The organism is Cytophagaceae bacterium ABcell3, assembly GCA_030913385.1.
Classification (GTDB): Bacteria; Bacteroidota; Bacteroidia; order Cytophagales; family Cytophagaceae; genus ABcell3.
Genome location: CP133159.1, coordinates 2056540 through 2077452, shown reverse-complemented (window position 1 = coordinate 2077452; position 20913 = coordinate 2056540). Strand labels below are relative to the sequence as shown.

Below are 20913 nucleotides of genomic sequence, written 5' to 3'. Positions count from 1 at the left end.
GAGGGTTTTATAAAACAGTTTAAAAAACATGAGCAACCCGCTGCAACAGAAAGAAGCAGAGTTATATGCGGATTTAATAGTACCGGCTCCCGTACCTAATTTATATACCTATAGTATTCCAGATCATCTAAAAGGATTGGTACACCCAGGATTTAGGGTCATAGTGAGGTTTGGAAAAAAGAAAATTGTAACTGCTGTTGTAGCGCATATACACAACAACCCTCCTCAAGTATATGAGACGAAAGATATAATGGAGGTTTTAGATGATGAGCCCACCATGAATTCTTTTCAGCTGCGCATGCTACATTGGATGCAAGACTATTACCTGAGCACACCAGGTGAAGTGTTAAATGCAGCGCTGCCTTCTGGACTCAAAGTACACAGCCAATCATGGATTCAACTAAACAGTTCTTATAGTGGAGACTACCCTTTTTCAGACACTGAAGAAAATATTATAGGCATTCTTCAAATAAAGCTTGAGATCACTTTTGATGAATTGGCGAAAATGGCCGGTATCAAAAATATTTTCCCACACATAAAGTCTTTGTTGGCAAAAGAAAAAATCGTTGTTTTTGAGGAAGTAAAGGAAAAGTTTACGCCCAAAACCATCAAAAAAATAAAACTTTCACCGCTATACGAAGATCAGAAAAACCTGCAAAACTTATTTCTAACCTTAGAAAAAAAGCCTCAGCAGACTGACGTTCTTCTTCATTACCTTAAACAAGTGCCAATTCAGAAAAACTCTGAAGGACTCGAAAAGAAAAGACTAGTGGAAGTAACAGGCGCGGACTCCACCATACGCACCCTGGTAAAAAAAGAAATATTTGAAGAATTTGAGGAGGTTGTGTCCAGGTTTGGCAAAATAAGTAAAGAAAAACAGGATCTTCCCGTTTTATCAGAGCATCAGGAATCCGCGAGACAGGAGATCATGAAGCTTTTTCAAAACCAAGAAACCGTTTTATTGCATGGCATAACAGGCAGTGGCAAAACGGAAATTTTCATACACCTTATAACTCAAGCATTGCAAAGTGGCATGCAAGTGCTGTATTTGCTACCAGAAATCGCACTGACTACCCAAATGGTTGTAAGACTAAAAAAAGTATTTGGGGACAAAATGGGCATATACCATTCAAAGTTTTCGGTCAATGAAAGGGTTGAAACATGGAAAGGGATCATCAGTGGTCGTTTTTCATTTGTAATAGGCGTGCGATCTTCAATATTTCTTCCTTTTGACAATTTAGGATTAATCATAGTAGACGAGGAGCACGAAACTTCATACAAACAACAAGAACCTGCCCCAAGATACCATGCACGGGACACAGCTTTAGTCCTAGCCAAAATGCATGGAGCCAAAACTTTATTAGCGTCAGCTACCCCATCTATAGAATCTTACCATCTATGCCTCACCGGACGCCGTGGACTGGTGACCCTAAACAAACGGTTTGGAGACACCCCGCTTCCTGAAATCATTATTTCTGATACCAGAAGGGCTAAAAAGTTCAAGGAGATGCACAACGATTTTTCTCCTATGGTTTTAGGGGCACTAGAAGAGTGCTTAAAAAATAAAGAGCAGGCTATTATCTTCCGAAACCGTCGAGGTTTCTCGCCCTACTTGACGTGCGAAGAGTGTGCGCATGTCTTTAAGTGTACCAATTGCGACGTCAGCCTTACCTACCACATGCACTCCAACAACCTACGCTGTCACTACTGTGGATATAGAGAAGAAGTAGCCAAAGAGTGCCATGCTTGCGGATCGACAAGAATAGCCACAACCGGATTTGGCACAGAAAAAATAGAGCAAGACTTATCATTACTACTTCCTAACGCCAAAATTAGCCGTATGGATACAGACACTGTTCGAAGCAAAAACGGTTATGAAAAAATTATCAAAGCTTTTGAATCTAAGGAAACGGATATATTAATAGGAACGCAAATGGTCAGCAAAGGCTTTGATTTTGGAAATGTAAGCACCGTAGCCATTATGGATGCGGATCAAATGCTTAACTTTCCAGATTTCAGGTCTTTTGAAAAAACCTTTCAACTGCTGGTACAGGTCAGTGGCCGCGCCGGACGTAGAGACAAGCGGGGTAAAGTAATCATTCAGTCCAGTGATCCCCAACACCGCATTTTAAAGAAAGTGATAGACAATGACTACACCGGCCTTTTTAAAGAAGAGCTTGCAGAACGCGAAACTTTTTTATATCCTCCGTTTTCAAGAATAATTAAGATAACCATTAGGCATACAGATAGAAACCTAGCCGAACGTGCTGCTTATAAACTGGTAAACCTTTTGAGACCCAACTTAGGCAATCATAGAGTACTTGGCCCTGAGTGGCCCATTATTAGCAAAATAAGAAACTACTATCTCATAAATATACTTTTGAAACTCGAAAAAAATAAAGTGGACATTCCATACGCAAAGCAACTTATCAAAAAAGAAACCGTAAACCTTCTGAACGAAAAAACGTTTCGTCAAATACAAGTAATCTTTGATGTAGACCCGGTTTAATCTGAAATATGCGTATTTCAGATTTTAACTTTTTTTAAATATTTAAATTAAAAAGCAGTTTTTTGTGTTAAAGATCAGACAGGTAAAACAATCATGAAAAACTTAACATATTATATACTTGCAGCGTGTGTCCTATTACTTTGGTCTTGTGATGAAGCTGTTCAGGAGCACCCTATCAAAGAGACAGACATAGTTGCCCAGTCTCCCGATAGTGTAGAAAACACCTCCGACGCAGATGAAGCACCTAGCAAAGAGTTGTTTTTTAACGCAATATCCAACGAAGATAAAAACAAGTTAGCCCTAACAGAACAAGTACCTTTGGGGTCTAGCTATACAGATGTACAAACCTTGTTTTCTGAAACCGAAATATCAGAACTAGACAAATCAAAAGCGCTGTCTACAGCTACACTCCCAATCAACATTATTGACCGCAAAGGTTCTATAGTATTCAATTTTTCTTCAGATTCGTTGAACAAGTTGACATACACGCTGACAGAGACTGATTTTGAAAAAGGAGAAGAGCTATATATAGATCTACAAAACTTTTACAGCTTAAGGTATGGTCCTGCTATAGAGGATAAAGTTGAAGAGCATAACAGGTTTACCAGGGCTTGCCATTGGGACTCTGAGCTATACATAGTAACTATGACCTGGAACATGAACTCAAACCAAATTTCATGGACTATTGCCCAAAAACAAGAAGAAACAAAGGTCAATTGATTTTACAGACCGTTATAATAAAAAAAGACTGCTAAAATTAGCAGTCTTTTTTATTATTATACTGGTATACCAGCTAAAACAGCTATAGCTAGTTCCTCATTTTTTCAAGTTTGCCCTCATCCAGTAGTGTTATTGTACTACCAGACAAATCTACCAACTTCTCTTCCTTAAAATCGGCTAGGGTTCTAATAACAGTTTCTTTTGAAGCCCCTACAATATTGGAAAGATCTTCTCTGGAAACCGCCATTTTAAACTGGCTATCAGATTCTTTTTTATACCTATCCCTAAGCATAATTAGAGATTCAGCCACACGTTTTCTTACTGAGTTATAAGCAAGCTTCAAGAGCCTCTCTTCCTTCTCTATAAGGTTATTAGCAAGCATTTTAATAAATTTAGCAGAAACATCCCTATTCTGATGTACCAAAGAGAAAAAGTCCTGCTTTGGGATAACCACCAGTTCGGTTTCCTCTAAGGTTTCAGCAGATTCAGAATAATAGTTTTCCTCCAAAAGATCCGTATAGCCTATAAAGTCACCTTCTTTATAAAGACCAGTAATATACTCTCTGCCGTCTTCATTGCTTTTAAAAGTTTTTACTTTGCCTTTATTAATAAAATAAATGGCATTAGGGTAACTTCCTTCAGAGAAAATATTGTGTTTCTTTTTATAAGTAATGGTTTTCTTCTCATCAGCCAGCATCTTGTTCAACCCTTCAAAGCCTCTCGCTTCGTTCATGAACTCGTCTAGGCCTTCAGCACTTTTAGAAAATTCTGTTTTTATAATCTCATTCTTTTTCAAACGAATTTCAATAGCGTCTAGCAGTTCTAGGTCATCAAAAGGTTTGGTAAGGTAGTCATCTGCACCCAGATTCATACCTTTTCTAAAATCTTCTCTTTCAGATTTCGCAGTAAGGAAAATAAATGGTATGCCGGCAGTAGCAGGGTTCTTGGCAAGCATATGCAGTACACCAAACCCATCGAGTTCTGGCATCATAATATCGCATATAATCAAATCAGGCATTTCTTTTTTAGCCAAATCAACACCTATTTTACCATTTTCAGCAGTAAGCACATCAAAGTTTGCAAGAGACAAGATCTCCGCTGTATTTTCCCTGATATCAGGATTATCTTCAATTAGAAGTATCTTTTTCATAAAAACTTAATCATTTTAAAGGTATTCGTACAAAAAAAGTAGTGCCAACATTCTCCTGACTGGTATATTCAATGCTGCCATTTAATATATCAATATACTTCTTAACTATATTTAATCCCAACCCAGTTCCTTGCACATTTCCACAGTTGTTGGCCCTAAAAAAACGAGAAAAGAGGTGTGGCTGATCCTTTTCAGGAATCCCAATACCTTGATCTTTCACCGTTAAGGAAATTTCCTTTTTGGTAGTGCTTATAGTAAAATCAACAGCTTTTCCAGCAGGAGAATACTTAATGGCATTACTAAGTAAATTTATGATAATATTTTTCAAGATTTGCCTATCTAGATTGATTAAGCGAGTTTCTCCTGAAAAATGACAAATGATTTCCTGCCCAGATTTAGCAACAGACCGCATCTCTTCAGCAACCTCTTCCATAAAATCTTTCAAGTCGGTTTCTACTGGATTATTATAAATATTCCCTTCCTCTAACCTACTAATGGACAAAAAGTCATCTAAAATACCTTTAAGATTGTTTACCGAACTCTTAATACGGTTAATATGCTTTAAGCGTTTGTCTTCATCGGCAGGGTCGGTGTATTTTGATACCAGTGAAACCGAAGAAAGAATAGTACTCAGTGGCGTACGAAATTCATGAGATGCAATAGTAACAAATCGAGACTTCAGCTCATTAAGCTCTTTTTCTTTTTCTAGAGCTTTGCTAAGTTCAATTTGAGCGACCTTTAAACTATTATTCGAGAACTCTAGTTTCCGCACTGTTTTTTCCAACTCTTTTGTCCGCTCCTCAACCCTTGCTTCTAACTCAAAGTTCAGCTTTCGGATTTGGCCAAGGTTATACGCATGTTGTAAGCTATACCTGATGGCCCGCTCTAGGTAATGAGGGTTCAAATTCCCTTTGATCAGATAGTCTGCCGCACCTGCCCGCATTGCTTGCACATCTACCTCCACATCGCCTTGTCCGGTCAGGAGGATAAGAGGAGCGTACGCTCTTTTGCTTGTAGCCTCTTTAATAAGCTCAAGCCCGGTGCGCGCTCCTAAACGGTAGTCTATCAAATAAACATCGTGTTCTCTATTAATTATAGACTCAAGTGCCTTGTCATAAGAAGGCTCCCATTTCATTAAATAGTTCCGATTGGGAATTTCGCCAACTATATCTCTGGTAATAATAAAATCTTCCTCATCATCATCCACGAGGAGTATATTTACTTTATCCTTATAAGGCATTGTCATATTTTATTTAAGAACCTGAGTTTTTCTTATTCTTTGGCAATTCGACAATCTCAAACCAATACTTGCTCAGCGTTCTCATAATCTCTACTAGAGAAGAAAAAGTGACCGGTTTAGTGATAAAAGAGCTAACTCCGATATCATAAGTTTTTAAAATATCTTCCTCGGCTTTAGAGGTAGTAAGGATCACAACAGGTATTTTACGCAAGTCAGGGTGTTCCTTAATTTCCTTAAGGGCTTCCCTACCATCTTTGCGAGGCATGTTAAGATCTAACATGATCAAACCTGGTTTAGGATACTTTTCTTTGTCTGAAAACTTTCCGCGGTTCAGCAAGTAGTCCATAAGTTGCTCACCATCTTCAACAAACTGAAGACTATTGACCAATCTGCTTTCATCCAAAGCATCTTTAATCAACATCCGGTCTTCAGCATCATCGTCGGCTATAAGTATCACAATGGAGTTATTTAAATTATTCATGCGTAATTAAGATTTTATAGCGAATTTTTCAACTTTTTGGTTGTCTAAGTGAGAGAGAAACTATAAAAGTAGTTCCTACTCCAGGTTTACTTTGAGCTGTGATATCACCACCGTGCCTCATCGCAATTTTTCTACACACAGATAGTCCAATGCCTGAACCTTCATATTTTTGCCCCTCTAAGCGCTGAAAAATATTAAAAATTTTCTCTAAATACTTGGTATCAAAACCAATACCGTTGTCTTCAAAATAAATTTCAGCCAGTTCATCGCCCGGGGTACCTGTTAAATGTGGTTTTCTCTGCACATGCTTTGCATATACTTTGACACGAGGTGCTTCGTCATCCTTTCTAAACTTAATAGCATTAGCGATCAAGTTTTGAAAAAGCTGCCTCATTTGTGTTTCATCGGCTTCTATGGTAGGCAGGTCCTCGGCAGTGACCTCAGCCTGATTTTTTTCAATACTGATAACAAGGTCAGATTTAACTTCTTTAAAAATCTTGTTAAGGTCTACCGCAGAATATGACTCTGCCTTGGTAGTAATCCTTGAAAAGTTGAGTAAATCATTAATTAAACGTTGCATCCGAAAGGCTGCGTTGAGCATCCTGTTCAAATAATCTTTCCCTTGCTCGCTAAGTTTGTCACTATCTTTAGACTTCAGCCGATCACCAAAGGCCTGTATTTTTCTCAAAGGCTCCTGAAGGTCGTGAGAGGATACATAAGCAAAATCCTGAAGTTCGGAGTTACTACGTTCAAGTTCGGCAGCATAGCGTCTCAACTGTTCTTCAGCCATTTTTTGCTCTGTGATATCATGCACAAAACCTGTAAATATGACCCTATCCTTCAGTTTCACCTCACTAATACTTAAAAAGAAAGGGAAAGTTGTGCCATCTTTCCTCAGTCCTGTTACCTCTCTCCCTATACCAATAATCCTATGATGTCCGGTTTTTAGATAATTATTAACATAGGCGTCATGATGACTCCTATCAGGCTCAGGCATAAGCATATTAATACTTTTACCTAAAAGTTCATCCTGCTCATATCCAAAAATACGGGCAGCGGAAGGATTGACCATTTCTATAATCCCTCGTGTATTGATAGTAATAACTCCATCAACAGCAGCATTGATAATAGAAGTGATTTTATGCTCGCTCTCGACCAAAGCCTCTTCAGCCATTTTTAACTTACTGATATCATGAATAATTCCTGTGTAAATTTTCTCTCCATCAATTTCAGTTTCACTGATACTTAACAAAAATGGGAACAAAGTGCCATCTTTTTTCTTTCCTTTAACCTCCCTCCCTTTACCAATTATTTTAGCTTCTCCTGTCTTTTCATAGTTATGAATATACTGGTCATGCTTAGAGCGATCAGGTTCAGGCATAAGCATTTTTACATTCTGCCCAATAAGTTCTGACTCAGAGTATCCAAAAATTTCTAGTGTCGCAGGGTTAACAGTTTGAATAATCCCCTTATGATCTATAGTAATAATCCCATCAATTACACTATCAAAAATTGCTTTTAGCTGTTTGGCGTGAGAGCCACCGGGTGTATTCTTGCTCATTATAATATTTACGTTACTACAAACTTCTACTTAAGAACCAAAAAAAGCTAAAATAAATCTTAAGTCAAAACATGATTTTTATCATTAGAAATCTCATTTAAAAAAGTAACAAATCAATGGCTATGGTTAAAGGAGAAAAGTACGGTTAATCAAGGTTATTGAGAATCTAATTAGAAATAAAAAAAGGCAACTTCAAAAGCTGCCTTTTACCGGTATATGAGTCCCTAGATGCCATTTACAACTTTATACATAATCATAAACATGCCTCACCTTTTCAGCTGCTTTTTCCCATGTACAATCTAACAAGTTTTTATTTGCTTCTTTAATCAAACTTTCTTTCAAGGACTTATCTTCCAACAAAGAGCTAATATGCTCGCCCATTTTTTTCACATCCCAAAAATCAGCTTTCAGAGACCCGTTTAATACTTCTGCTACTCCAGACTGCTTAGAAATAACACAAGGCACTCCAAACTGAGCCGCTTCCAGAGCCGACAATCCAAAAGGTTCAGAAACAGATGGCATGCAATACACATCGCTCATAGCGTAAAGATTATGAACCTTTTCTTTGTTGAGGAAACCTGTAAAATGAAACTTATGCCCTATCTGCCTATAGGCACCTCCTTCTATTAAGCTTTTCAACCTGTCCCCTGTTCCTGCCATCACAAAGCGTACATTGGGATTGGTTTTAACAACCTGATCTGCTACTTCCAGAAAAAATTCAGGCCCTTTTTGTTCAGTAATTCTTCCGAGAAACAATACAAGGTCTTCAGGAAAATGCTTTTCTGCTTTAAATGGCACCACCGGGTCAGTACCATTATGTATAGCAACAATCTTGGCAGGGTCAACGCCATAATGATGCTGGGCAATACTGCCAGTATAATAGCTTACAGGAATGACCATATCGGCAGAATGCATTCCTAGCCTTTCAATTTCATATACCCAACTCCTACTATGTGCGCCGGCACGATCATATTCTAAGGAGTGTACATGCAGCACAAGAGGCTTTCCAGTCATTGCTTGTACTTCCAAACCCGCTGGAATAGTCATCCAGTCATGACAGTGGATAACATCAAAATCTTTTTGTGCGGCCAATAATTTAGCCTGTCTGGCAAATTCATATACTTTTTCATGCACATCTGCCCCATATAGTTCACCTGACTTAAAGATATTCTTCAGACGCACATTATCGACTGTTTCAACATCTTCTTGAAGGGCTTTCATTTTTTCTTGTGTAACTAGTGTGTCATACAACGTAGATGAATAAGGAAGGACATCTACAGGTATTTCACTTACTTTCTCAGAAAAACCTTGATATAAAACGCTTGAGCTAGAAGAGCGTCTTAATTCGTCCACGTCAAGGTTGTTTAATCCTATTAGCTCTACATTATTTACTCTGAAGTCTGGACTCGATTTAGGCAATATAACAGTCAGGTCCGCATACGCTGACAAAGCCCTGCTCAGCCCTAAACAAGCCACACCAAGGCCTCCGTTGATGACAGGAGGAAATTCCCAACCCAGCATCAGCACTTTAGGTTTTCTCATATTTATCCGGTTTGAAATTAGTTGATTATACCGCATTAAACTTACAACTAAACCTATTGTTTGAGCATTTGTATATAATTTTATAATCTTTTAAAATTGAAATACTTACAAACAAAATTCGAGCAACCAAGGGTGTTTTTGCACATAGAAACCCCTCCAAGGGTTGTTAACCACTTGGAGGAGGATGGAGCTTACCACTTGTTCTGGCTTTTAATTTTTAGGATAAGAATATTAACCCCTGCCCTTGACACTCTTCTAGTCATCCTGACGAAGGAAGGATCTGTTTGGGTAAAGGACTTTTGGCAGCTTTTGTTATTTTATTTCCTAAGTGCTAGTGTCTGACAAATCCCTCTCCCGATAGCTATCGGTGTGGGATGACAGGTTATTACTAAGGTTCTAACTAGCAGAAAGTCAAAACTTAACCGTCATTGCGAGGCGCAAGATAGTGGTGGGTAAAGTTCTATGGATTGAAGTTATAAGCCATTAGTTTTCTTATGAAAAAATGCCGCGGCAATCTGTTTGAGATAAGCAGTATAGGTTGATTGTTTGTGGGGTAATGAATATTAGACTTGACGATGAGATTGCTTCGTCGTTTCTCCTCGCAATGACGTTGGGGTGAGTTGTAATTGAGGGTGTTATGTACCAGACCTGACGATTAGAGCATCATCAAATCATTAAATTGGTCGCCTTATTAATACACCTAATGAGCTAATGTTTCCTAAAGCTCATTCTCCATTTCTTCTTACCTTTTTTGCTTGTCCAAAAAAGGTAACCAAAAAAAGACACTATGGCTGAAAGGCATATATTGCCACGCACTAAACGCACAGCCCCTCCCTGCCAGAAAAATGCCTTAACTGACGATTCATTGTCAAAGGCAGTATTTTATGGCGGCATTTTTAAAAATCCGGCACCCCACAAGCCGCAATATGCCCACACCAGCCATAGAGTCCCTGCCCGCCCTTAGTAGCTACCGGGTTGCTGATTATAAAGTTATTCCTTTAGTCTACTTTTCGGCTCTTACCAGTTTGGAGTTATCGCTGGCTTTAGTTGTTAGTTTTTGAGACTCTGCTTTTCTCAATTTGTATCCAATGCCGTATTACCCTCTGCCCTTGACACTTCTTCTTGTCGTCCTGACGCAGGAAGGATCTGCTTGGATAACAGCATGAGTGTCTTTATCTGTACCTATTACGAAGGCAGGTGCCAGCGTCTAACAGATCCCTCGTGCCTCGGGATGACAGGTTATATATCATTGCATCATCATATCATCGAATCATCCTTTTGTTTCTTATGAAAAAATGCCGCGGCAATCTTTTTGAGATAAGCAGTGTTGGTTGATTGTTAGGGTGTCAAATACCAGACCTGACGATTAGAGCATCATCAAATCATTAAATTGATCCTTTATTAATAAACCTAATGAGCTAATGTTACCTAAGGCTCATTCTCCATTTCTTCTTACCTTTTTTGCTTGTCCAAAAAAGGTAACCCAAAAAAGACACTATGGCTGAAAGGCATATTGCCACGCGCTAAACGCACAACCCCTCCCTGCCAGAAAAATGCCTTAACTGACGATTCATTGTCAAGGGCAGTTTTTAATGGCGGCATTTTTAAAAATCCGGCAGCCCACAAGCCGCAATATGCCCACACCAGCCATAGAGTCCCCGCCCGCCCTTAGCAGCTACCGGACTGCTTATTATTGAGTTATTCTTTTGTCTACTATTCGGCTCTTACCGGTTTGGAGGTTATCGCTGGCTTTGGGTGTAGCTTTTGGGGATGGTGTTTTTAAGCTTTAAAATCAACACTATAGCTGTCTCCCCGCACCTGTTGCGGGGGGCTGTTGGGGTAAAGCAGGAATGTGAATTGCCAAATATTAGGCAGGTGCCAGCGTCTAACATTAAGGTTTTAATTAGCAGAAAATCAGAATTTAACCGTCATTGCGAGGCGCAAGATAGTGGTGGGTAAAGTTCTATGGATTGAAGTTATAAGCCATTAGTTTTCTTATGAAAAAATGCCGCGGCAATCTTTTTGAGATAAGCAGTGTTGGTTGATTGTTAGGGTGTCATACTAGACCTGACGATGAGATTGCTTCGTCGTTTCCTCCTACCGATGACGTGGGGGGGGGGGGCAAAGGTAGAAAACAAACAATGTAGTTCATGCCGATAAAAAATCGGCTCTACATTCATACCTCGTATCATCGGGGGCTGTTGGGATAAAGCAGGAATGTGAGTGGCCAAATGTTAGGTAGGTGCTAGTTACTAACAGCCCACTTGTTCCTCGGGATACCCCCTATATTTCTTTGTCATGACATGTAACCGGCTTGTAAGAATTGTCGTTTCATTCTTAAATAGATCCTAAATCTCTTTTACAAATAGGGTTCCATGCTACTTTTGTAAATATCTGGATATTTAACACTTAAAAGTAATGCAAAAAAGTGTAGATATATTCTTTTGAATAATTTACAGAAACTAATAAGTTTACCACTGAAAGGAACAGCCTTAAAAAGATGCTAAAAATACTTTGCCCTACAGATCTTACAGATCATACATCAAACTCCCTGATTTACGCCAATGATTTGGCCAAAAAGTCAGACACAGAAATCATTGTGCTTCATTCCTTTTTTATCCCCCCTCCACTTCCTGCCGGCACAAAGGTAAAATCCCCTGAAGATGTATACCACTATGGCCAAAAAATGCTACAAGAGCGATGTGAAGAGTTTGTCAACCAATACATTTCTTCTGAAACCCAAAGCAAATGCATCGTAAGGCGTGGTTTTGTGCTAGAAGAAATTCTTAAAGTAATAAAAGAAGAAAATATTGACATCATATTCATGAATACCGAAGGTGCTCATGGTCTTAAAGAGCTATTTCCTGGCACCATTACCTCTAAAATCATTGAGAATGTCCTTTGTCCTGTACTGGTCATTCCAGAAAACCATACCTTCCACCCATTAGATGACATTGTATATGCTACTGACATGAAGGGCAATGAAAAAGAAAATATTAGCTTTGCCTTTAAGTTTGCCTCTATTTTTAATGCCAAAGTTACTTTTCTCAACATAAGTAAAAAACTAACACCTAAAGAACAGGAAGCTTTTAAGGCAAAAATGTCGGAAGAAGCCTCTGTTCATAATTACCAAAGCATAGACTTCGTAATAATAGAAAGCAGCAATGTTTTTGATGCATTAACAAATTTTGTTGAATCAAACGATTCCAAACTTTTAATATTAAGCACCAGAAAACGTCCTGTTTACCAACGCCTTTTCCAAAAAAGCCTTACCCGTAGAATGGCGCATCATGCTTTTGTTCCGGTTTTGGCCATGCACAAGGAATAAAAAAACACTTATGTGTAGCAAATCTTAATTTTCTTAAAGCAAAAAAAGACCTGAACTCTCATCCAGGCCTTTCTGCAGATAAAAAAATTACAAGCTAAAAAAATACATGAGTGAATACATCAAGTATTCACTTATACAATACTTACCTTTGATGGCTTTCAGAAGCCACGAAACTTTCAAACTTGCCTGACTTTTCAGTAAGCTTAATCCGGTATATAATTGCGTTTTTATCAGGAACATCCTCATGAGAAATATCCCAGCTAACTTTTGCCAACAACTCATCGTTTGAATGCACCAGAGACTTAAGTTTCTCTGAATACTTATGCATGGCATTTTTAGCGTCTGGCCCTGACAATTCTTCAAATACTCCCCAAGCCACCACACTCTTCCAGTGCGTGATATCTTTAACCGATTCGACCTCAAAACAAACCAGCGGGTTTTTTCTAAGAAAATCAGTCTTCATACCTTCGCCGGTCATACCATAAATAGATGAAGACGCTGCATCATAACTATAGGCTACCGGCACAATATATGGCTTATCTCCCACACTGCACCCAATGCGTCCAATATACTGCTGAGTCAAGACTTCATCAATTTCACTTTTCGAAAGATCTCCATGCATATTTTCCACTGTTTTCAAAAGGTACTATATTAACTTTTGCATCCATGAAATGTTCACTAAAATAACGACAAAAAAAATCACTCTAGAACCACAGCATTTTCAAGCTCTTTTTTCTCCCTGAAATCCACAATATTACCAATAGTAATATCTGCAATATTTCTCATAGCATTATTAGTAAAGAAAGCTTGATGCCCTGTTATTAACACATTAGGGAAAGTAAGTAGCCTCATAAACACGTCGTCTGTTATGATCTGATCAGACAGGTCCTCAAAAAACAAATCCCCTTCCTCTTCATACACATCTAAACCAAGGTGTCCAATTTTACTTGTTTTTAATGCTTCAATTACTGCTTTGGTATCCACAAGGGCCCCCCTGCTTGTATTGATCAGCATCACACCATCCTTCATCTTTTCAATAGTATCTTTATTGATAATATGATGCGTATCAGGCGTCAAAGGACAGTGAAGCGATACAATATCTGACTCTGAAAATATCCTGTCAATACTGGTGTATTCAACACCAAGCTTCTTGCACTCTTCATCTTCATATTTGTCATACCCCAAGACCTTACATCCAAAACCTAAAAGGATCTTTGCCGTAGCCTTTCCTATTTTACCTAAACCTATAAGGCCAGCAGTTTTGCAATGAAGGTCAAATCCCATCAACCCGTTAAGGCTAAAGTTACCCTCCTTTACCCGGTTATAAGCTCTATGGGTTTTCCGGTTTAGCGTCATGATAATAGCAATGGTATGTTCTGCCACTGAGTAAGGGGAATAAGCAGGTACCCGCACCACAGGAATATTATGCTCCGCTGCAGCTTTTAAGTCAACGTGGTTAAAACCTGCAGAACGCAAGGCAATTAATTTTACCCCCATCTCAGAAAGCTGCTCAATTATTTCACGGTTGCAAGTGTCGTTTACAAACAAGCAAACAACATCAGATCCTGAAGCTAGCAAAACTGATTCTTGATTGAGGTGCACTTCTACATAGTTACAGTCAAATCCTTTACCAGCACAAGCTGAGTCAAAAAAAGGCTTTTCATATTTTCTGGCACTAAAAAAGGTAATTCTCATAAAAAATTTAGATTTTTGAATGAATAAAATGCTTAACTAAAAGCTTAATTAAAAGTTAAAATTGACAAAAGCAAGAAAAAGCCCCTATGATATAAAGCAGATTTAGCTATAAGAAATATCATACCCATTTTTCAACTTGCACCTGATTTTTGAAAAAAGAAACAAAACATGAAACACCTACTTACTTTATTTATCTTTTTAGGCACATTAAGCACACCTTTTTTTACTTTTGCCCAGGTTGGGATTGGCGTTTACCCTTCCGGTTCAGAACCGGGACTTTCTTTTAAAACTTCTCAAAGAACAAAGTTTTTTGCTGACATAAGACTGCAAGACCTTCAGTACACCAATTTTGCAGATCAGCAACATATAAAAACCGAGTTACTGGCTAAAAGAAGGTTTAACTGGTTTGACAGGATCAATTTTGTTATTGGCATCGGGCCTAGGGCTGAGTTTTATGGGCATCAGGATAACTTTTTTGGGGTAGTTGCACCAATAGCTGTAGAAGGCTTCCCTTTCCCATTTCCCAATGCAGGGTTATTCTTTGAGGTGGCACCTTATTACAGCTCCGACTTTAACGGAAACTTCCACAGTGGCTTTAGAACAGTGTCTGGAATAAATTTTTTCTTTGTATCTAGAAAAGACGAGTTACCTCCCCCAGAAACGCCGTAAAACATAAGCTCCTAATTCTTTCAAAAACTTCCTTGAGCAAGTTGCATAATCGCAAAGTTTCTAATCCATTAAGTTTTTCATGGGCTGTTTTTTTGCATTTTTCAACCTGTAATATGCATTATATTTCGTCATGAGAAGCAAAACAACATTAGCCCTTTGGAATCGCAAAGCATAGCAGCACTGTGGTTAAGACACAAATGTGAGCGAAGCGACTGATTTTTAAAGCTACCTTGATACGTAACAATAAATTCCATTATTGCATATTTTAGGTTTAATCCGAGGGCGCCTACTATGCACTTCCCCTTCCAAGGAACAAAAAGACCAGCCCTTCAGCAAAGCAAAAACAGTCGTCAAACAATTTCTTTTTCAAGACAAAACCAATTACCTTAGCTAACTTTTTATAATATCCCATATTTTAACAGCTAATGGCCTTCAAAAAAACTTTTGTTCTACTTTTCTTCTTAAGCTCTTTTACTACTTACGGACAACAAGTAGTAATAAAAGGGCAGGTAACAGAGGAGCTATCCAAACAACCCCTCCAAGGCGTAAAGGTATCATTATCTACACCCAAAAAAGAGGGGGTTACCGACAAGGCTGGTTTTTACTCATTTACCATTGACCCGGCAGACTCGGTGGAAATTTCTTTTTCACTAATCGGTTTCACGTCAGTAACTAAGAAAGTTCCAGCCACCGAGGACTTTTCCCTTGACGTGGTATTGTCTACAGAAGACTACTACTTGGATGAAGTGGTGCTAGAAGGACAAAAACAAAAAAAAATTAGCGAAGGCGCTGAAATCAGCAGCATAGACCTTCCGGTAGAACAAATAAAAAGCATCCCAACTTTATTTGGAGAAAAAGACGTACTAAAAGCCCTTCAATTAATGCCAGGCGTACAAACAGGTTCAGAGGGCATGGCTGGTCTATACGTCAGAGGTGGCGGGCCTGGAGAAAACCTTTTCCTTGTGGACCATGCCATGGTGTATAACCCTTACCATCTTTTCGGTTTCTTTTCTTCATTTAATGGAGATGCCTTACAAAATGTAAATCTTATAAAAGGCGGGTTCCCTGCCAGGTATGGAAGTCGATTATCCTCCGTCATTAATATGGAGCTAAAAAGTGGGAATCCTGAAAGAATAACAGGAGAAGCCGGAATTGGCCTTATAGCCTCACGCTTTACACTAGAAGGACCTATTGTAAAAGACAAACTAACTTTTATGATATCCGGAAGGCGTACCTATTTAGATGTACTCACTAGGCCGTTTATGACAGGAGATTTTCGGGCAGGATACTATTTTTATGATCTTGCAGGAAAAATTTCATACAAAGTAGACCCTAAAAACACCATCTACCTCAGTGGATATAACGGGAATGACAGGTTTTCAATTTCTACTCAATTCGAAGATAATCAATCCAAAGGCAATTTAGGGTGGAGAAACCAAGCATATACGCTAGGTTGGGACAGAATTATTAATAAAAGAGTTTTTTCACAAACAGCCCTTACTTACAGTGGGTATAATTTTAATATCAGGTCTGAAGATAACTGGGGCGGAGAAACTTTTTTTCTGAACTTCAATTCCCTTGTCAGCGAAATTTCGGTAAAACAACAGTTTGAATACTTCCATTCGGACAAGCATAAACTATTTGCCGGAATATCATTAACCCATCATACTTTAAACCCTGAAGCTTTGGTGTTCCAAGGCTCATATATTAACTCTGACCTCGACTTTAGCTCCAGGACCAGGGCTCTTGAAACGGCTATTTTTATAGAAGATGAATTTAGGCCTTTTAGAGCTTTAACCATCAATGGAGGAATTCGCTTGTCAAGCTTCTATGTCAACGGAGAGCACTACATCAATCCTGAACCTAGACTAACAGCAGGCTACCAATTAAAACCTGATTTATCAATTAAAGCAGGGTATGCGGAAATGAACCAGTTTGCCCACCAGCTAACTAGTGGCGGAATAGGCATGCCCATAGACCTATGGGTTCCTGCTACAGAAAATGTCATGCCAGCCCGGTCACGACAGGTAACATTAGGTATGGCCAAGGATTTCATGCCGTTAAATACTACTTTTTCTATTGAAGGATACTATAAAAAAACCGACAGGATGGCCGGATATAGAGAAGGTGCAAGCTTTATCTTATTTGACGACCCTTACAACTTAGAAGATGGGCGATCTTGGGAAGACAATGTAACACAAGGCCAAGGCTGGTCATACGGTATTGAGTTTTTGTTACATAAAAAAGCAGGTCGCTTTTCTGGGTGGGCTGGCTACACCCTTTCCTGGACTCAACTCCAGTTTGACGATGTTAACTGGGGCAGAAAGTTTTATGCTCGCTATGACAGAAGACACGATATTTCATTGGTAGGTTTATTTAAAGCTTCTGAAAAAATCCATTTGTCAAGCACTTGGGTATATGGGACAGGAAATGCCATTACCATGCCCAACGCAGCTTTTCAACCATTCACTCCTTCAGAACAAAGCAGTCGCCCTACGGCAAGTTATACATCATACTACTATTATGAAGATAGGAACCAATTTAGAATGGCTCCATATCACCGTTTGGACCTAAGCATCCAATTTATTAAAAAGCTAAAAGGAAGAAAAGTAAGAACATGGGATTTAAGCGTTTACAACCTATACAACAGACAAAACCCTTACTTCTACTTTTTAGAAAACACCTACAGCAACACAGGAAACCAGACTGTTTTAAAACAAGTGTCATTATTTCCTATCATTCCATCTATTACCTATAACCTAAAATTCTGACATGCGCCTTGTAATCATATTTAGTTTATGCTTTATGCCCTTACTGTCCTCGTGCATTAAAACAGTTACCGACCGAGAACTGCCAGCCCCTGTTGAGAAACTGGTAGTTGGAGCATTTTTATCTCCTGACGATGAGAATATAGAGGTTAAAATTGCTAAAAGTTTCCCTCCAGGCAGTAGCACTAGTGGCGAAGACTACTATGTGAAAGATGCCGACGTTGTTATATCAAATGGAGAGCAGGAAGTAACCTTAAATTACTACCCTATGGAACAGACCTATATGACAACAACATCTGATTTACCTATCATTCCAGGTAAAACTTACTTTTTGAATGTGACCACCCCAAGCGGACTTAAAGCAAGCAGCTACACTACAGTTCCGAAAGAAAGTGTTCAAAACATAAATATTTCTATAGATTCATCATTGATTGACTCCTCAGCAAGAGAGCCTTATTATGATGTAAAAGTTTCTATTGATTGGCATAGCCCTGAACCAACGGATCACTTTAAGCTAAGAGGCGACATTGCGAGCAATTACAACAGCTCTTACTATTACACTAGCCCATCTCTATTCTTTGGCAGCCATGGATCCAGCCTTTTGGTTAACGACAAGCAGATAGCCAATGGAAAGGTTGGCCCATTCACAAGCTCTTTTTCCAAAGGTATAGGCGAAAGTGGTAAATTAATCATCACGCTTTATACCATTGATGAACACTACTATCAGTATGATGAAGACCTAAAGAACACTTTTTCAGGTGACCCCTTTTCTGAACCCAAAAATATCCATTCAAATATTGAAGGGGGACTAGGCATTTTCACTAGCTATCGTAAGCATGAATTTGTAAAAGAGTGGTAAATTTTTAATATTGATATCTATGTATCTTAATTTACAATTCCCTCTGCACATGTAAACACCATGAATGTACATGTTCATCTAAGGGAGAAAATCCCTACTTTTTATACTTTTAGTCTTTTACGGCTAAAAAAAGAACTCTTAAAGATGATTAATTACAATAATAGAACGTTTAAGTCTATAGGCAACTCAGAAAATGGAGAGGTTTCAGACGAAACGGTTTTTCATTATTTCCAAGAAGGAAACATAGTGTGGGCCAACTACTCGGGAGGACAAATCACTAAAGGCACTTTAATTGCAAAAGCAGCCCCTAATGGAGTTCTTGAAATGGTTTACCAGCATATCAATAAGGACAATGAAATCAGGACTGGAAAATGTACTTCAACACCTGAAGTCTTACCTGATGGTAAGGTAAAGCTCCATGAAAGCTGGCAATGGACCTCCGGGGATTTTTCTGAAGGAAATTCTGTTATTATTGAGGTGTAAACTTTACTGGAGTTTACATACTTTTTATATAACAGTATCAAGATCCAAAGGCAAAATTATTCTATCAAGTTACAATGGCAGCGTTAGGTATTATTGGTTTAACCATCATTATTGCAAGCGGGGTTATCACCTATTATGGTCTCCAAAGTTACAGTTACCTTAACAGATACTCTTTTAGGGTAGATGATATCTTAGCCAGAAAAGACTATAAAAGGCTTATAACGTCTGGATTTCTACATGTTAGCTGGCGCCACTATATTTTCAATATGCTCACCTTATACTTTTTCAGCAGCGGACTTGAGGACTTTATAGGGGCAGGAAAATTTTTGGCCATCTACTTTGGTAGTTTGTTAGGAGGAAATTTATTGGCATTGTTCATCCATAGGAACCATTACAACTACAGTGCTGTAGGAGCTTCAGGTGCAGTTAGCGGGATTGTTTTTGCCGCCATTGCTTTGTTCCCTGGTATTAGCATAGGGTTCTTTTTTCTTCCAGTACATATTCCTGGATGGGTTTACGGGCTACTTTATGTCCTGTACTCTATTTACGGAATAAAATCTCAGAAAGACAACATAGGGCACGAAGCACATTTGGGAGGCGGTGCCATAGGCTTACTTATCGCTTTGGCGTTTTTTCCAGAAGCCATAACAAGCAACACTTTACCGATTTTAGCTATACTTATTCCTTCTATACTATTTGTTTGGCTTATAGCAAAAAAACCTAACATAATAACGACCGGTACTAGCTTCGGACAGAAAAAGAAGTATTATGACATTGATGAAAAGTATTGGGCACAGAAAGCAGAAAGAGAGAAAGAGCTGAATTACCTCCTCGACAAAATTAGCACCAAAGGTATGGAAAGTTTATCTGACAAAGAAAAAGAAAGGCTAAAAGATCTTTCAGAAAAAACTTGGTAACACTATGAGGGGTTAGCAGAAATTAATTAAAGTGATGAGTAGTCATGTACAAAATAGGTCTAAAGATGTTGCAATTGACTTATAAAATCAAGCGATAACCGTTAAGGAACCACTCCAAGGTTTTTAAACACTTGGAGAGGGAATGGAGCTTACCAAAGTTCTTTGTCTGAAACTTTAGCCTTTAGTTTCTTATGAACAATGCCGCGGCAATCTGGTTGCGGTAAGCTGTATTGGTTGATTTTTGTGAGACAATGATACCAGACCTGACGATGAGATTGCTTCGTCGCTCCTCCTACCGATGACGTGGTGGGACAATGGAATGAATAGTGGTTTTATTAAGATTTTTTGTTATACCTTAAAATTATAATTAGCAGAAAACCAAAAATGTAACCGTCATTGCGAGGCATAAGGTAGTGGTCGGGAAAGTTCTTTGCATGAAACTTTAGCCTTTAGTTTCTTATGAAAAAATGCCGCGGCAATCTGGTTGCGGTAAGCTGTATTGGTTGATTGTTGTGAGACAATGATACTAGACCTGACGATGAGATTGCTTCGTCCTTCCTCCTCGCAATGACGTGGTGGGTAATGGAATGAATAGTGGTTTTATTAAGATTTTTTGTTATACCTTAAAATTATAATTAGCAGAAAACCAAAAATGTAACCGTCATTGCGAGGCATAAGGTAGTGGTCGGGAAAGTTCTTTGCATGAAACTTTAGCCTTTAGTTTCTTATGAAAAAATGCCGCGGCAATCTGGTTGCGGTAAGCTGTATTGGTTGATTGTTGTGAGACAATGATACTAGACCTGACGATGAGATTGCTTCGTCGCTCCTCCTACCGATGACGTGGTGGGACAATGGAATGAATAGTGGTTTTATTAAGATTTTTTGTTATACCTTAAAATTATAATTAGCAGAAAACCAAAAATGTAACCGTCATTGCGAGGCATAAGGTAGTGGTCGGGAAAGTTCTTTGCATGAAACTTTAGCCTTTAGT

General features: G+C 38.7%; 15 protein-coding genes. 8 read left to right on the top strand and 7 right to left on the bottom strand.

The features are described 5' to 3' along the window. Nucleotides 1-28 precede the first annotated feature (28 nt). Nucleotides 29-2509, top strand: coding sequence for a primosomal protein N' (gene priA, locus RCC89_08515; protein ID WMJ73203.1), 2481 nt, complete (start codon nucleotides 29-31; stop codon nucleotides 2507-2509). Nucleotides 2510-2602: 93 nt separating this feature from the next. Further along, nucleotides 2603-3229, top strand: coding sequence for a hypothetical protein (locus RCC89_08510; protein WMJ73202.1), 627 nt, complete (start codon nucleotides 2603-2605; stop codon nucleotides 3227-3229). Between the two features lie 88 nt (nucleotides 3230-3317). Here the strand turns inward: RCC89_08510 and RCC89_08505 are convergent, their stop codons facing one another. The 5 genes from RCC89_08505 to RCC89_08485 form a co-directional block, all read right to left on the bottom strand. Beyond that, the gene (locus RCC89_08505; protein WMJ73201.1) at nucleotides 3318-4379 is read right to left on the bottom strand and encodes a response regulator; all 1062 of its coding nucleotides are present in this window, start codon (nucleotides 4377-4379) and stop codon (nucleotides 3318-3320) included. A gap of 10 nt (nucleotides 4380-4389) precedes the next feature. After that, on the bottom strand, nucleotides 4390-5625 hold the full coding sequence (locus tag RCC89_08500; GenBank protein WMJ73200.1) for a hybrid sensor histidine kinase/response regulator: 1236 nt from the start codon (nucleotides 5623-5625) through the stop codon (nucleotides 4390-4392). Between the two features lie 7 nt (nucleotides 5626-5632). Beyond that, a complete protein-coding gene (locus RCC89_08495) occupies nucleotides 5633-6100 on the bottom strand; it encodes a response regulator (GenBank protein WMJ73199.1) in 468 nt (155 codons plus the stop codon). Between the two features lie 28 nt (nucleotides 6101-6128). Continuing rightward, on the bottom strand, nucleotides 6129-7661 hold the full coding sequence (locus RCC89_08490) for a PAS domain S-box protein (GenBank protein ID WMJ73198.1): 1533 nt from the start codon (nucleotides 7659-7661) through the stop codon (nucleotides 6129-6131). Between the two features lie 243 nt (nucleotides 7662-7904). Further along, the gene (locus RCC89_08485) at nucleotides 7905-9203 is read right to left on the bottom strand and encodes a glycosyltransferase (GenBank protein ID WMJ73197.1); all 1299 of its coding nucleotides are present in this window, start codon (nucleotides 9201-9203) and stop codon (nucleotides 7905-7907) included. A 2500-nt stretch (nucleotides 9204-11703) separates the two neighbouring features. Between RCC89_08485 and RCC89_08480 the strand changes: the two genes are divergently transcribed. After that, nucleotides 11704-12531, top strand: coding sequence for a universal stress protein (locus RCC89_08480; protein ID WMJ73196.1), 828 nt, complete (start codon nucleotides 11704-11706; stop codon nucleotides 12529-12531). Nucleotides 12532-12673: 142 nt separating this feature from the next. Here RCC89_08480 and RCC89_08475 read toward each other — a convergent pair whose 3' ends face one another. Together RCC89_08475 and RCC89_08470 are read right to left on the bottom strand one after the other, a co-directional pair. Beyond that, entirely contained in the window at nucleotides 12674-13153 is a 480-nt protein-coding gene (locus RCC89_08475; GenBank protein ID WMJ75649.1) for a pyridoxamine 5'-phosphate oxidase family protein, read from the bottom strand. 77 nt (nucleotides 13154-13230) lie between these two features. Beyond that, the gene (locus RCC89_08470) at nucleotides 13231-14226 is read right to left on the bottom strand and encodes a 2-hydroxyacid dehydrogenase (protein WMJ73195.1); all 996 of its coding nucleotides are present in this window, start codon (nucleotides 14224-14226) and stop codon (nucleotides 13231-13233) included. Between the two features lie 168 nt (nucleotides 14227-14394). Here RCC89_08470 and RCC89_08465 point away from each other — a divergent pair, with 168 nt between their 5' ends. From RCC89_08465 to RCC89_08445, 5 genes are all read left to right on the top strand, one after another. Then, a complete protein-coding gene (locus RCC89_08465; GenBank protein WMJ73194.1) occupies nucleotides 14395-14895 on the top strand; it encodes a hypothetical protein in 501 nt (166 codons plus the stop codon). 425 nt (nucleotides 14896-15320) lie between these two features. Continuing rightward, nucleotides 15321-17666, top strand: a complete 2346-nt coding sequence (locus RCC89_08460) for a TonB-dependent receptor (protein WMJ73193.1) — start codon at nucleotides 15321-15323, stop codon at nucleotides 17664-17666. A gap of 34 nt (nucleotides 17667-17700) precedes the next feature. Next, complete coding sequence (locus RCC89_08455; protein WMJ73192.1) at nucleotides 17701-18522, top strand: DUF4249 domain-containing protein; 822 nt, start codon at nucleotides 17701-17703, stop codon at nucleotides 18520-18522. A gap of 60 nt (nucleotides 18523-18582) precedes the next feature. Beyond that, nucleotides 18583-19005 carry a n-acetylglutamate synthase gene (locus RCC89_08450; GenBank protein ID WMJ73191.1) on the top strand — a complete coding sequence of 141 codons (423 nt, stop codon included), beginning with the start codon at nucleotides 18583-18585 and terminating at the stop codon, nucleotides 19003-19005. Nucleotides 19006-19079: 74 nt separating this feature from the next. Next, nucleotides 19080-19922, top strand: a complete 843-nt coding sequence (locus tag RCC89_08445; protein ID WMJ73190.1) for a rhomboid family intramembrane serine protease — start codon at nucleotides 19080-19082, stop codon at nucleotides 19920-19922. Nucleotides 19923-20913 lie beyond the last annotated feature (991 nt).

Excerpts from the sequence above, each read along its gene's own strand:
- priA (WMJ73203.1), top strand. The coding sequence starts at position 29 with ATGAGCAACCCGCTGCAACAGAAAGAAGCAGAGTTATATGCGGATTTA.
- RCC89_08510 (WMJ73202.1), top strand. The coding sequence starts at position 2,603 with ATGAAAAACTTAACATATTATATACTTGCAGCGTGTGTCCTATTACTT.
- RCC89_08505 (WMJ73201.1), bottom strand. The coding sequence starts at position 4,379 with ATGAAAAAGATACTTCTAATTGAAGATAATCCTGATATCAGGGAAAAT.
- RCC89_08500 (WMJ73200.1), bottom strand. The coding sequence starts at position 5,625 with ATGACAATGCCTTATAAGGATAAAGTAAATATACTCCTCGTGGATGAT.
- RCC89_08495 (WMJ73199.1), bottom strand. The coding sequence starts at position 6,100 with ATGAATAATTTAAATAACTCCATTGTGATACTTATAGCCGACGATGAT.
- RCC89_08490 (WMJ73198.1), bottom strand. The coding sequence starts at position 7,661 with ATGAGCAAGAATACACCCGGTGGCTCTCACGCCAAACAGCTAAAAGCA.
- RCC89_08485 (WMJ73197.1), bottom strand. The coding sequence starts at position 9,203 with ATGAGAAAACCTAAAGTGCTGATGCTGGGTTGGGAATTTCCTCCTGTC.
- RCC89_08480 (WMJ73196.1), top strand. The coding sequence starts at position 11,704 with ATGCTAAAAATACTTTGCCCTACAGATCTTACAGATCATACATCAAAC.
- RCC89_08475 (WMJ75649.1), bottom strand. The coding sequence starts at position 13,153 with ATGCATGGAGATCTTTCGAAAAGTGAAATTGATGAAGTCTTGACTCAG.
- RCC89_08470 (WMJ73195.1), bottom strand. The coding sequence starts at position 14,226 with ATGAGAATTACCTTTTTTAGTGCCAGAAAATATGAAAAGCCTTTTTTT.
- RCC89_08465 (WMJ73194.1), top strand. The coding sequence starts at position 14,395 with ATGAAACACCTACTTACTTTATTTATCTTTTTAGGCACATTAAGCACA.
- RCC89_08460 (WMJ73193.1), top strand. The coding sequence starts at position 15,321 with ATGGCCTTCAAAAAAACTTTTGTTCTACTTTTCTTCTTAAGCTCTTTT.
- RCC89_08455 (WMJ73192.1), top strand. The coding sequence starts at position 17,701 with ATGCCCTTACTGTCCTCGTGCATTAAAACAGTTACCGACCGAGAACTG.
- RCC89_08450 (WMJ73191.1), top strand. The coding sequence starts at position 18,583 with ATGAATGTACATGTTCATCTAAGGGAGAAAATCCCTACTTTTTATACT.
- RCC89_08445 (WMJ73190.1), top strand. The coding sequence starts at position 19,080 with ATGGCAGCGTTAGGTATTATTGGTTTAACCATCATTATTGCAAGCGGG.